Source organism: Egicoccus sp. AB-alg2 (assembly GCF_041821065.1).
GTDB lineage: Bacteria > Actinomycetota > Nitriliruptoria > Nitriliruptorales > Nitriliruptoraceae > Egicoccus.
In genome coordinates this window covers 133,628-145,822 of the sequence record NZ_JBGUAX010000007.1, presented here as the reverse complement: position 1 = coordinate 145,822, position 12,195 = coordinate 133,628, and the positions used below count along the sequence as shown (strand labels likewise).

At 73.1% G+C, this 12,195-nt stretch carries 15 protein-coding genes; 12 read left to right on the top strand and 3 right to left on the bottom strand.

The annotated features are described in order from the left end of the window. Positions 1 to 19 precede the first annotated feature (19 nt). Positions 20 to 478 (top strand): GyrI-like domain-containing protein, encoded by a 459-nt coding sequence (locus ACERM0_RS14840; protein WP_373679392.1) that lies wholly within the window; start codon positions 20 to 22, stop codon positions 476 to 478. Positions 479 to 503: 25 nt separating this feature from the next. Here ACERM0_RS14840 and def read toward each other — a convergent pair whose 3' ends face one another. After that, positions 504 to 1,031, bottom strand: a complete 528-nt coding sequence (gene def / locus ACERM0_RS14835) for a peptide deformylase (RefSeq protein WP_373679391.1) — start codon at positions 1,029 to 1,031, stop codon at positions 504 to 506. Between the two features lie 58 nt (positions 1,032 to 1,089). Next, positions 1,090 to 1,602, bottom strand: a complete 513-nt coding sequence (locus tag ACERM0_RS14830; RefSeq protein WP_373679390.1) for a glycine cleavage system protein R — start codon at positions 1,600 to 1,602, stop codon at positions 1,090 to 1,092. A 69-nt stretch (positions 1,603 to 1,671) separates the two neighbouring features. Between ACERM0_RS14830 and ACERM0_RS14825 the strand changes: the two genes are divergently transcribed. The 9 genes from ACERM0_RS14825 (at position 1,672) to ACERM0_RS14785 (ending at position 9,516) form a co-directional block, all read left to right on the top strand. Beyond that, positions 1,672 to 2,355: a DUF192 domain-containing protein gene (locus ACERM0_RS14825; RefSeq protein WP_373679389.1), complete on the top strand. Its 684-nt coding sequence runs from the start codon at positions 1,672 to 1,674 to the stop codon at positions 2,353 to 2,355. Positions 2,356 to 2,417: 62 nt separating this feature from the next. Further along, on the top strand, positions 2,418 to 3,290 hold the full coding sequence (locus ACERM0_RS14820) for an NAD(P)-dependent oxidoreductase (protein ID WP_373679388.1): 873 nt from the start codon (positions 2,418 to 2,420) through the stop codon (positions 3,288 to 3,290). 76 nt (positions 3,291 to 3,366) lie between these two features. After that, positions 3,367 to 3,537 carry a hypothetical protein gene (locus ACERM0_RS14815; protein ID WP_373679387.1) on the top strand — a complete coding sequence of 57 codons (171 nt, stop codon included), beginning with the start codon at positions 3,367 to 3,369 and terminating at the stop codon, positions 3,535 to 3,537. A gap of 279 nt (positions 3,538 to 3,816) precedes the next feature. Then, positions 3,817 to 5,676: a molecular chaperone DnaK gene (dnaK, locus tag ACERM0_RS14810; protein WP_373679386.1), complete on the top strand. Its 1,860-nt coding sequence runs from the start codon at positions 3,817 to 3,819 to the stop codon at positions 5,674 to 5,676. A 187-nt stretch (positions 5,677 to 5,863) separates the two neighbouring features. Continuing rightward, positions 5,864 to 6,301: an Hsp20/alpha crystallin family protein gene (locus ACERM0_RS14805; protein ID WP_373679385.1), complete on the top strand. Its 438-nt coding sequence runs from the start codon at positions 5,864 to 5,866 to the stop codon at positions 6,299 to 6,301. 145 nt (positions 6,302 to 6,446) lie between these two features. Continuing rightward, on the top strand, positions 6,447 to 7,121 hold the full coding sequence (locus ACERM0_RS14800) for a nucleotide exchange factor GrpE (RefSeq protein ID WP_373679384.1): 675 nt from the start codon (positions 6,447 to 6,449) through the stop codon (positions 7,119 to 7,121). Positions 7,122 to 7,164: 43 nt separating this feature from the next. Beyond that, the gene (dnaJ, locus tag ACERM0_RS14795) at positions 7,165 to 8,325 is read left to right on the top strand and encodes a molecular chaperone DnaJ (RefSeq protein ID WP_373679383.1); all 1,161 of its coding nucleotides are present in this window, start codon (positions 7,165 to 7,167) and stop codon (positions 8,323 to 8,325) included. A 10-nt stretch (positions 8,326 to 8,335) separates the two neighbouring features. Then, positions 8,336 to 8,974, top strand: coding sequence for a heat shock protein transcriptional repressor HspR (locus tag ACERM0_RS14790; protein WP_373679382.1), 639 nt, complete (start codon positions 8,336 to 8,338; stop codon positions 8,972 to 8,974). Positions 8,975 to 9,123: 149 nt separating this feature from the next. Then, on the top strand, positions 9,124 to 9,516 hold the full coding sequence (locus tag ACERM0_RS14785; RefSeq protein WP_373679381.1) for a VOC family protein: 393 nt from the start codon (positions 9,124 to 9,126) through the stop codon (positions 9,514 to 9,516). 33 nt (positions 9,517 to 9,549) lie between these two features. Here the strand turns inward: ACERM0_RS14785 and ACERM0_RS14780 are convergent, their stop codons facing one another. Then, positions 9,550 to 10,719 carry a PLP-dependent aspartate aminotransferase family protein gene (locus tag ACERM0_RS14780; protein WP_373679380.1) on the bottom strand — a complete coding sequence of 390 codons (1,170 nt, stop codon included), beginning with the start codon at positions 10,717 to 10,719 and terminating at the stop codon, positions 9,550 to 9,552. Between the two features lie 88 nt (positions 10,720 to 10,807). On the opposite strand from ACERM0_RS14780, the gene ACERM0_RS14775 reads away from it, so the two are divergent. Beyond that, positions 10,808 to 11,284 (top strand): Lrp/AsnC family transcriptional regulator, encoded by a 477-nt coding sequence (locus ACERM0_RS14775; RefSeq protein WP_373679379.1) that lies wholly within the window; start codon positions 10,808 to 10,810, stop codon positions 11,282 to 11,284. A gap of 85 nt (positions 11,285 to 11,369) precedes the next feature. After that, positions 11,370 to 12,182 carry an SDR family NAD(P)-dependent oxidoreductase gene (locus ACERM0_RS14770; protein ID WP_373679378.1) on the top strand — a complete coding sequence of 271 codons (813 nt, stop codon included), beginning with the start codon at positions 11,370 to 11,372 and terminating at the stop codon, positions 12,180 to 12,182. Positions 12,183 to 12,195 lie beyond the last annotated feature (13 nt).

Sequence of the window (12,195 nt, the reverse complement as noted above, 5' to 3'; positions counted from 1 at the left end):
CGCCAGGACGGAGGTCGACGTGTACGAGGTGGAGACCCGCGAACGGCAGGAGCATCCCACCCTGGTCCGTCGCGCGAAGCTCGGTGTCGGTGACCTGCCGAGCTGGCTGGGCGAGACCTACGCGCTGGTGATGGCGCAGGTCGAGGCGAGCGCCGCGACCGCCGCCGGCATGCCGTTCGCCCGCTACCGGACCCTGTCGGAGGGGGTCTTCGAGGTCGAGGCCGGCATCGCCCTCGCCGCGACCGTCGAACCAGGGCCGCGGCTGCAGACCGGCAGCCTGCCGGGCGGACCGGCCGCCGTCGTGGTGCACATCGGTCGCTACGACGAGGTCGGCGCCGCCTACGAGGCCGCGCACGTCTGGCTGGCCGAGCACGGGCACGAGCCGGCCGCCGCACCGTGGGAGGAGTACCACACCGACCCCGACACGGAACCCGACCCGTCCAGGCACCGCACCGAGGTGGTGCAGCCCTACACCTGAACCGGGCCGCGTCGCGGGCGGCGGCTCACGTCAGGTGCTGGCCCCGGTCCGCGTAGCGCTTGCGACGGAAGACGTCGGTGCGGGCGGACGCGACCCGGTCGAGGATCAGCAGGCCGTCGAGGTGATCGAGCTCGTGCTGGAACGCGCGCGCCTCGAAGCCGGTCGCCTCCACGACCCGCGGCACGCCCTCCGGCGTCGTGCCACGCACCACCACCTGGGTCGCCCGGCGCACGTCGCAGGTGTAGTCGGGCACCGACATGCAGCCCTCGCGGCGGTAGTCGGACCCGCTGGCCAGCAGCAGCTCCGGGTCGAGCAGCACCACCAGGCCGTGGTTGCCCTTCGGCGGCTTGCGCATCACCGACACGTCCAGGACGAAGGCCCGCAGCGGCACGCCGATCTGTGGGGCGGCCAGCCCGACGCAGCCGGGGGAGTCGTACATCGTGTCGACGAGGTCCTGGGCGAGCTGGCGCTCGCGGTCACCGATCTCGCCGACCGGCCCGGCCAGGCCCTTCAGGACGCGGGCGGGGTAGTGGACGACCCGCTTGGCGGCCACCGTGGACGTTCCTTTCCGTGACCGGCGCGCGCGTTGCCCCGCGCACCGGCGTCCCGGCTCAGTAGGTCTCCGCCTCGATGGTGCGCAGCGTGTAGTCCACGCCCAGGCCGGCGCAGACCGTGCGCAGCCGGTCGTCGAGCTGGCTCTCCTCGTCGGCGACCAGCTCGATCACCATCGCGTAGACGGGCTCGTCCTGCCCGATGACCTGGGTCTCCAGGTCCGTGATGTTGGCGCCGAGCTCGGCCAGCGTGCGGGTGACCCCGGCCACGATCCCCGGCCGGTCCGCGCCGTACACCGACAGCAGGTGCGTAGGCTCGGCCGGCCGGCGGGTGCCCTCCGCGCGGCTGACCGAGACGACCAGCCCGAGCCCGGAGGTGGCCGACTCCAGCGCCTCGCGCAGCTCCTGCGGCTGGTCGTCGGTCCTGACGATCAGCACGATGGCGAAGTGGCCGCCGAGGATGGTCATGGCCGAGTCCTCGACGTTGCCGCCGCGCTCGTGCAGGACGTCCGCGACGGCGGCGACGATGCCGGGGCGGTCGGCACCGACCGCGGTGACGGCGAGTTCGGCCACGGCAGTCGTTCTCCTCGAAGGCGCACGGAGCGTGCGAGCCTAGACGACCCGGCGGTAGCGTCCCCGGCCATGCGCCGACTCCCGCGTCCCCTTTCCGTCACGGTCCTCGTGCTGACCCTCGCGGCCGGCTGTGCCGGCACGGCCGACGAACCGGCCACCACGACCGAGGCACCGCCCACGGCGGACGACGGCCAGACGGACGAGCCCGCGGTCGCGGCCGACGAACCCGCGGTCGCGGACGACGAACCCGCGGTCGCGGACGACGAACCCGCCACCACGGACGACGGCGCCCCCGAGGCAACCTCGGGTGGCGAGGTGCCCCCACTGCACCCGTCGGTCGACGACTACCCCGAGGCCCGCGTCGAGCTCACCGGCGCGGACGCCACCGAGGTGCTCCACGTCAAGCTGGCCGACACCGCCGACCGGCGGCAGCACGGGCTGATGGAGGTCGAGGAGCTGCCGGACGGCACCGGGATGCTGTTCGTGTTCGAGGACGAGCGCACCGGCGGGTTCTGGATGAAGAACACCCTCGTGCCGCTCGACATCGCCTACGTGGGACCCGACGGCGAGATCCGCTCCATCCTCGCCATGGAGCCGTGCACCGAGGACCCCTGCGAGGTCTACGACCCGGGGTTGAGCTACCAGAGCGCCCTCGAGGTGCCCCAGGGCTGGTTCGCGCAGGTGGGCATCGAGGAGGGCGACGAGCTGACGTGGGAGCCGGTGCCCACCGCGGGCGGCGACACCGGCGGCTAGGGCGTCGGCGGGCCGGGCGGCGTCGGCGCGCGAGCAGGACGATCCGAGACGAGGAGCAGCGGATGCAGGTCGGGTTCATCGGGCTGGGCGCCATGGGCGCTCCCATGGCGGCGAACCTGGCCGCACGCCTGGACACGCGGGTGTGGAACCGCACCGCGACGGTCGCCCAGGCACATGCCGACGCCCACGGCAGCCAGGCCGTGGAGGAGCTGACCGACCTGGCCGGGGTCGACGTGGTCTGCTCGTGCCTGCCGACGACCGTCGAGGTGGAGGCGGTCGCGCGGGTGCTCGCGCCGGCCCTGGAGGAGGGCACGGTCTGGCTGGACCACACCAGCGGTGACCCGCAGCAGGCCCGCGACCTGGCGGCGTGGCTCGGCGGACAGGGGGTCGACTACCTCGACGCGCCCGTGTCCGGCGGCACCGACGGTGCCCGGGCCGGCACGCTGACGGTGATGGTCGGCGGCGACAGGGACGCGCTGGCCGAGGTGGGCGACGTGCTGGACGCCGTCGCCGGCCGGGTCGTGCACGTCGGTCCGTCCGGTGCCGGCATGGCCGTCAAGGCGGTCAACAACGCGCTGCTGGCGGCCGCGCTGTGGGCGGCCGCGGAGGGTTTCGCCGCGCTGGAGAAGGCCGGCGTGCCGACCTCGGTGGCGCTCGAGGTGGTCAACGCCTCGTCCGGGCGCTCCAACGGCACGGAGAACCTCTTCCCGCAGCGGGTGGTGACCCGCGCCTTCCCGAACACCTTCGCGCTGGGGCTGCTGGCCAAGGACGTCGGGCTGGCGCGGGCCACGCTGGACGCCGCCGAGGTGGAGGGGCCCGTGCTGCACCTCGTCGACCGTCTGACCGCCGCCGCGGCCAGCGCCCTGGGCCCCGACGTCGACCACACGGAGCTGGTGCGCATGGTCGAGCGGGCCACCGGCGTGGAACTGCACTGACGGGCGGGCGCCGGTTGCGGCCCGACGCCGACGGCGGCGTAGGCTTGGCCGACGAGCCCGTGGTGGAGGTGGCGCGGTGGAGCTGTGGCAGGTCGTGCTGTTCATCGGGCTGGCCCTCGCACCCCTGGTGCTGATGGTCGACTTCTGGCCAGAGCGCGAGCGCCTCGACTACCAGGGCCGCCCGCTGCCGCGGCCCTGGCACCGGCAGTACCACCCCCACGTCGAGGGTCACGACGAGCACCACTGACGCGCCCGCCGTCGCGGTCTGGCGGGCCCGCGACGCCGTCCCGAGGGGGCTGGCGCGGCCGGTGCCTGGTATGCGGACCGCCGGACGCAGAGTGAGGCCCGTTCGGTCGTACACGCGCGACCATGAAATCTGAGTCGGCTCGGCTCAGATTTCATGCATGCACCCTTCGTCTGCGGGTTGCGTGACGGATGTGCAGGCGTACCGTTGAGGCCCGAGCGGGCCGAACGTGGTCCGCACCCGCCGTAGACAAGACTCTGCTGCCCGCGAGGAGGCTCGAAGATGGCCAAAGCCGTCGGTATCGACCTGGGGACGACCAACTCCGTCGTCTCGGTCATGGAAGGTGGCGAGCCCACCGTCATCGCCAACGCCGAGGGCGCGCGCACGACGCCGTCCGTCGTCGCCTGGTCCAAGTCCGGCGAGGTCCTCGTCGGTGAGGTGGCCAAGCGACAGGCCGTGACCAACGCCGACCGCACCATCCGCTCGGTCAAGCGGCACATGGGCGGTGACTGGAAGACGGAGATCGACGGCAAGCACTACACGCCGCAGGAGATCTCCGCGCGCATCCTCATGAAGCTCAAGCGCGACGCCGAGGCCTACCTCGGCGACGACGTCACGCAGGCCGTCATCACCGTCCCGGCGTACTTCGACGACGCCCAGCGCCAGGCCACCAAGGAGGCCGGCGAGATCGCGGGCCTCGAGGTGTTGCGCCTGGTCGCCGAGCCGACCGCCGCCGCGCTCGCCTACGGGCTGGAGAAGGAGGCCGAGCAGACCGTCCTCGTCTTCGACCTCGGTGGCGGCACCTTCGACGTGTCGGTGCTGGAGATCGCCGAGGGCGTCTTCGACGTGAAGTCGACCGCGGGTGACTCGCAGCTCGGCGGTGACGACTGGGACCAGGTCCTCATCGACTGGATGGTCACGACGTTCAAGAACGAGCACGGCGTCGACCTCTCCAACGACCGCATGGCCCTGCAGCGCCTCAAGGAGGCCGCGGAGAAGGCCAAGATCGAGCTGTCGTCCTCGCAGGAGACCTCGATCAACCTGCCGTTCCTGACGGCCACCGATGCCGGGCCGCTGCACTTCGAGCAGACCCTGACCCGCGCGAAGTTCAACGAACTCACCAGCGAGCTGCTCGACCGGCTGCGCGGCCCGTTCCAGCGCGCCGTCAAGGACGCCGGGGGCGACGTCGCACGGATCGACCACGTCATCCTGGTCGGCGGCTCGACGCGCATCCCCGCCGTGCAGGACCTGGTCAAGGACCTGACCGGCGGCAAGGAGCCCCACAAGGGCGTCAACCCCGACGAGGTCGTCGCCGTGGGCGCCGCCCTGCAGGCCGGGGTGCTCAAGGGCGACGTCAAGGACGTGCTGCTGCTCGACGTCACCCCGCTGTCGCTGGGCATCGAGACCAAGGGCGGGATCACGCACAAGCTCATCGAGCGCAACACCACGATCCCGACCAAGCGGTCGGAGGTGTTCACCACCGCCGACGACAACCAGCCCTCGGTCGAGATCCACGTGCTGCAGGGTGAGCGCGAGATGGTCAGCGACAACAAGTCGCTCGGGAAGTTCATGCTGACCGACATCCCGCCGGCCCCGCGTGGCATGCCGCAGATCGAGGTGACCTTCGACATCGACGCCAACGGCATCGTGCACGTGTCCGCCAAGGACCTCGGCACGGGCAAGGAGCAGTCGATGACGATCACCGGCGGCTCGGCGCTGCCCAAGAACGACATCGAGCAGATGATCCGGGACGCCGAGGCACACGCCGACGAGGACCGCCGCCGCAAGGAGGCCGCGGAGCTGCGCAACCAGGCCGACACGCTGGCCTACCAGACCGACAAGACCCTCAAGGAGCACGGCGACAAGCTCGACGCCGGCACGAAGGCCGACATCGAGCAGGCGCTGACCGACCTCCGCGAGGCGCTCAAGGGCGACGACAGCGACGCCATCAAGACGAAGATGGAGGCGCTGGCGTCGAAGTCGCAGCAGCTGGCCCAGGCCATCTACCAGGCCGGTGCCGACCAGGGCGCCGCCGCGGGTTCGGCCGAGGGCAGCGCCGCCAGCGGTGGGCAGAGCAACGACGACGACGTCGTCGACGCCGAGGTCATCGACGAGGGCGACGACGAGCAGCAGGCCGGCTGAGCCCGGCCCGGCACCCGACGTCCGGGACGGCAGATCGAATCGACGTTCGCCGTCCCGGCGCCACACCACCCCGCAGCACCGAAACCCCGCACTCGTGAAGCACCGAAACACTGAAACACCGACCACCGAAACACCGCACCACCGAAACACGCACCACCGAAACACGCACCACCGAGAGGAGGACGTGATGAACACGCTGTCCCGCTACGAGCCGTTCCGCGACGTCGCGTCGCTCCAGGACGAGGTCGAGCGCGTCTTCCGCACCGCCTTCGGGCAGGGCGCCGCGACCGCCGGGGCCTTCAGCCCGGCGCTCGACGTCGAGGAGACCGAGGACGGCTTCACGCTGCACGTGGAGCTGCCCGGGGTCGCCGCGGACGACGTCGAGGTGTCGCTCGAGGAGAACGTGCTGACCATCGCCGGCGAGCGTCGGTTCTACGACGACAGGAACGCCGACGGCTTCCGTCGCATCGAGCGCCACTTCGGCCGGTTCCACCGCGCCGTGCGGCTGCCCGACCGGGTCGACGGTGGGCGCGTCACCGCGACCTATCGCGACGGCTTGCTGACGATCGAGGTCCCGAAGGCCGAGGAGGCCAAGCCGCGCCGGATCACCGTCCAGAACGGCTGATACCAGAAGGACGTGACGGGGCGGCGCCGACGGCGCCGCCCCGCTCACCCGCAGACCCACCCGCTGGCCCGGACCCCCACCGCCCGAACACTCCCCCGAAACACCGCCAGCTCATCCCCGTAGTCCACCCCCGCAGGAGCGAGACGTGACCGACGCCGGCGAGCCGATCCCGATGGACGAGGCCGAGACGGGCCCGCAGACCGCCTCCGAGGACCTGGCCGACGTCGCTGCCGAGGCGGCCGACACCGACGCGGCGGCGGGCCCCGCCACCGGAGACCCCACCGCCACCCCCGCCACGCCCGACGCCGACGACGCCGCCGAGCCGCACGACGTCGAACCGGTCGAGGACCCGCGCTCGCGCGAGGAGCTGCTCGCCGAGCTGGCCGCCGCGGAGAGCCAGCGCGACCAGTACCTCGACGACCTGCGCCGCGCCTGGGCGGAGTTCGAGAACTTCCGCAAGCGGACCGCCCGCGAGGCCGCGGCCCAGCGCGACGTCGGCAAGGCCGACGTGACCGGCGCGCTGCTCGAGGTGCTGGACGACCTCGACCGCACCGTGGAGGCCGCCGAACAGTCCTCGGACGAGAACCTGGCCAAGGGCGTCCAGCTCGTGGCCGAGAAGCTGGTGCGCACACTGCAGGGCCTGGGCCTGGAACGCGTCGACGACACCGGCGTGCACTTCGACCCCAACCACCACGAGGCCGTCAGCCAGCAGCCGGCCGACGAACCCGCCGAGCACCCCGTCGTCGCGCAGGTGTTCCGCCCCGGCTACCGCATGGGCGAGCGCGTGCTGCGCCCCGCGATGGTCGTCGTCGAGCAGTGAGCGAAGCGGACCTATGACCGGAACCGGAAGGAGGTGAGCCGACGTGGCACCACAGCGTGAATGGCTGGAGAAGGACTACTACGACGTCCTCGGCGTTGCGCGGGACGCCTCCGCCGACGACATCAAGAAGGCCTACCGACGGTTGGCGCGGGAGAACCATCCCGATGCCAACCCCGACGACCCGCAGGCCGAGCGCCGCTTCAAGGAGGTCGGCGAGGCCTACGCCGTCCTGGGCGAGGAGGCCCGCCGCCGTGAGTACGACGAGATCCGCCGGCTCGGCGCGGCCGGGTTCGGCGGCGCCGGCGCCAGTGGCTTCGGCGGCTTCGACGGTGGCGACCTCGGTGACCTGCTGACCCAGATCTTCGGCAACGCCGGCGCCGGGGGCGCGTCCCGGGGCAGCCCGTTCGGCGGCAGCCCGTTCGACCGGCGGCGTGCCCCGTCGCGCAAGGGCGCCGACCTGCGTGCCGACGTGCACCTGACGTTCGAGGACGCCCTCGCCGGGGTGCGCACCACCCTGCGGGTCACCGGTGACGGCGCCTGCGACACCTGCCACGGGTCCGGTGCGGCGCCGGGCACCTCGCCGACGGTCTGCACCGTCTGTGGCGGGCGCGGGCAGGTCACCATCGACCAGGGGCCGTTCTCGTTCGCGCAGCCCTGCCAGGCCTGTGGTGGTCGCGGCCAGCGGATCGAGACGCCGTGCGCCACCTGCGGCGGGTCCGGCCGGGTCGTCAAGCCGCGCGAGCTCAACGTCCGGATCCCCGCCGGTGTGAAGGACGGCGCGGTCATCCGGGTCCCGGGCCGCGGTGGGCCGGGCACCGGCGGCGGACCGGCCGGCGACGTGCTGGTCACCGTCCACGTCGCGCCGCACCCACGCTTCGGCCGTCGCGGCGACGACGTGACCCTGGACGTGCCCGTCAGCTTCAGCGAGGCGGCCCTGGGCACCAAGCTGACCGTCCCGACACCCAACGCGCACACCCGCACCATCAAGGTGCCCGCCGGGACGTCCAGCGGTCGCACCTTCCGCATCCGTGGCGAGGGCGCCCCCCGACGCGGTGGCGGGCACGGCGACCTGCTCGTGACCGTCAAGGTGCAGGTGCCGCCGAAGCTCAGCCGCGACCAGAAGCGGCTCCTGCAGGAGCTGGCCGAGCACGACCCGACCCCGGACGAGCGTCAGCGCTTCCTGTTCGGGGCCGACGGCAGCTGAGGAGACGACCGTGGCGACAGCCCCGACCTCGGACGAGGCCCCGGAGACCACCGCCGGTCCGGAGGACGCGGGTGGCCTCGCACCGCAACGCTTCCTCGAGCCGCACGCCAGCGCGAACTGGTCCTGGTCCCGGCGCCGCGAGGACGCCGACCCGGACCCCACCGCCCGCTTCCGCCAGACCGACGACGAGGACGCCCCCGTCTACGTGATCTCGGTGGCGGCCGAGCTGGCCGGGCTGCACCCCCAGACCCTGCGTGCCTACGAGCGCGAGGGTCTGCTCCACCCCGCACGGACCGAGGGCGGTACCCGGCGCTACTCGCGTCGCGACGTCGAGCGCCTGCGGTTCATCCGCACGCTCACCCAGGACGAGGGGCTCAACCTCGCCGGCGTCCGCGTCGTGCTCGACCTCGGCGAGAAGCTCGAGGGCGCCCGCCGGCGCATCGGTGAGCTCGAGGAGATGGTCCGGGTGCTGGCTGCCCGCGTGGATCATCGCCCGGCCGGCGAGCGCTTCGAGATCGTCAAGGCGCCCAGTCGCGACGTCGAGGTGCACCAGCTGCGGCGCCGCACGGGCCAGCGCCCGCCCGCGTCACCGCCGGTGCAGCGCGCCCGGCCCGTCCCGCCGCCCGACCAGCGGGCCGCAGAGGGCTGACCCGTCCGGCAGCGGCGACCGTAACGTCCGTCAGCGCCTTGCTGCGCTCCCGGGGCGATCCTCGCCTTCGTTGCTCCTTCACGGCCGAGGTCGTTACGTTGCCGCGTGACTGCCCCGGAAGCTCCCGGGGCCGAACGTGGGGGCCGAAGATGGCATGCCGTATCGGTGAGCTCGTGCTCGCCTGCCGCGAGCCGGAGGTGCTGGCGCGGTTCTGGTGCGAGGTCCTGGGCTTCGTGGAGCTCGATCGCGAGGAGGACGACGGCGCGACGGTGATGGTGGAGATCGGGCCGCCCGAAGGGTGGGGCGGCCCGCAGCCGACCATCATCCTCGCTCGGAGGGATGCGCCGGAGACGGGCAGATCCCGGCTGCACATCGACCTCAACGCCACCGACCGGGACCAGGCCGACGAGCTCGAACGTCTGCTGGAGCTCGGGGCGCGCCCGGCCGATGTCGGCCAGACAGGCGACGAGGGGTGGCATGTCCTGAGCGACCCCGAAGGCAACGTCTTCTGCCTGCTCGAGGCGCGTCTCGAGCCCGTCTGATGCTCTTCGCCGGCGCGAGTGCCGAACGCAGCGCTAGGTGAGCTCCAGCGCCGCCGCCAGGTCCCGCCACAGGTCCTCGACGTCCTCGATGCCGGCCGACAGCCGCAGCATGCCCGGGGTGATGCCGCCGGCCGCGCGTCCCTCCTCGCCGACGATCTGGTGCGTCAGCCCGGCCGGGTGCTGCACCAGCGTGTCGGTCGAGCCCAGGCTGACCGCCGGCGTGATCAACTCCACCGCCTTCATCACCTGTGCCGCGGCCTCGTAGCCCCCATGCAGATCGAAGGCGAGGTTGCCGCCCGGCCCGTCCATCTGGCGTCCGACGAGTCCCAGCGGGTCGCACGCCGGCAGGCTCGGGTGGTGGACGGCCGCGACCGCGGGATGCCGGTCCAGCCGTGCGGCCAACTCCGTCGCGTTCGCCTGCGCCGCGCGCACCCGCAACGGCAGGGTCGGCAGGCTGCGGTGCAGCAGGTAGGCCGCCTGCGCGTCCAGGAGCCCCCCGGTCAGGATACGGATCTGGCGGAGCTCGCCGGCCCGCTCGGCCGAGGTGGCGACGACGCCGGCCATGACGTCACCGTGGCCGGACAGCGCCTTCGTGGCGCTGTGGGCGGACCAGGTGACGCCCAGCTCGAGCGGGCGCTGGAGCACCGGCGTGGCGAAGGTGTTGTCCACCAGGACCGGCACGTCCCCGGCGGCGGCGACCAGTGCCCGCAGGTCGACCAGCCGCAGCGTCGGGTTCGCGGGGGTCTCCACCACCACCAGCGCGGTGTCCGGTCGCAGCGCGCCGGCGACGGCGTCGGGCTCCACCCAGTCGACCTCGCAGCGCAGCAGTCCGCTCTGCAGCAGGTGGTCGGTGCAGCCGTACAGCGGCCGGACCGCGACCACGTGCCGCCCGACCGCCCCGGCCGCGACCAGGACGGCCGTGATGCCGGCCATCCCGGAGGCGAACGCGACCGCCTCGTCGGCCCGCTCGAGTTCGGCGATCGCCGCCTCCCAGCGCGCCACGGTGGGGCTGTGCAGGCGGGCGTAGACCGGCGAGCCCTGGGGGGCGCCCCCCGCGGCCATCGCCCCCAGGCTCGCCGTGCCCGTCGCCAGACTCGTCAGCGGATAGGTCGTGGAGCGGTCCAGCGGCGGCGCGTGCACCCCGAGGTCACGGAAGTCGTGGCGGCCCGCGTGGACCGCCGTCGTGCACTCACCCGTCGCCACCGGACGTCCTCCCGTCGATCTCCCAAGGAGACAGCCTCGCAGCGGATAGTGTGCGCGTCCATCGGACATCTTCCGGATCGAGGCGCCGATGTACCCGTTGGACCGGACGGATCGGGTGTTGCTCCACGCCCTGCAGGCCGACGCGCGGGCCACGGTCAAGGAACTCGGCGCGGCTGCGGGCCTGTCGCCCTCGGCCGCGCACGACCGCGTCCGGCGCCTGCAGCAGGCGGGCGTGATCGTCGGCTACCACGCCGCGTTGGACCCCGCCGCCGTCGGCATCGGGTTGCAGGCGCTGATCCAGGTGCAGTTGACGCAGCACTCCCGGGACACACTCGCCGCGTTCCGCGCGCATGCGCTGTCCCTGCCCGAGACGCTGGCCGTCGCCCACGTCACCGGCCCGATGGACTTCCTCGTGCGGGTCGGCGTCCGCGACAGCGACCACCTGCGCGACCTGGCCCTCGACGCGTTCACGACCCGGCCCGAGGTGGCCCGCCTGGAGACGGCGATCGTGTACGAGCACGTGCTGTCCACCGCCTGGCCGGTCGTGACCCGCGACGAACGCTGAGACGCGAGCACGCCGGCGTGCGGCGCCGAAACCCTGACACGATATGGTGTCACGGTTCGTCGGTCGTGGCCGGGAGGCAGGACGGATGCAGCAGAGGGTCGCGGTGGTCACCGGTGCCGGCTCCGGCATCGGGCGGGCGCTGGCGTGGCGCCTGGCCGGCCACGGCTTCGCCCTGGCGGTCTCCGACGTCGACGAGGCGGGACTGAAGGAGACGGTCGCCCGGCTCGAGCCCTACGGGCCCGTCCTCGCGGAGCACCTCGACGTCCGTGAGCGCGCGGCGGTGCAGGCCCACGCACAGGCGGTCGAGGAATGCTTCGGCCGCGTCGACCTGGTCGTGAACAACGCGGGTGTCGCCCTGCACGCCTCCGTGCTGGAACAGGAGCACGAGGACGTTCGCTGGATCCTCGACGTCGACTTCTGGGGCGTCGTCCACGGCACCGAGGCGTTCCTGCCGCGGCTGCTGGCCGCGGGCGGCGGGCACCTCGTCAACGTCTCCAGCGTGTTCGGCCTGGTCGGCGTGCCGAAGCAGTCGGCCTACAACGCGGCCAAGTTCGCCGTGCGCGGCTACACCGAGGCACTGCAGGGCGAGCTGGCGCTGGCGCGGGCACCGGTGACCGCCCACTGCGTGCACCCGGGTGGGGTGCGGACCGAGATCGCCCGCCGTGCCCGCGTGGGCGTCTCGGAGGACGCCGAGCGCACCGCGGCGGTGTTCGACCGCATCGCGCGGACGTCCCCCGACGCGGCGGCCCGCGCGATCCTCCGCGGGGTGCGGCGGGGACGCCCGCGCATCCTCGTCGGCACCGACGCCCACGTCATCGACGCCCTGCAGCGGCTGCTCGGTCCCCGGGCCCCCGCGGTGGTCGCGGCGGCACTCGGCCGCTACGACACCCGCTGGTGAGCCACCTCGTCTG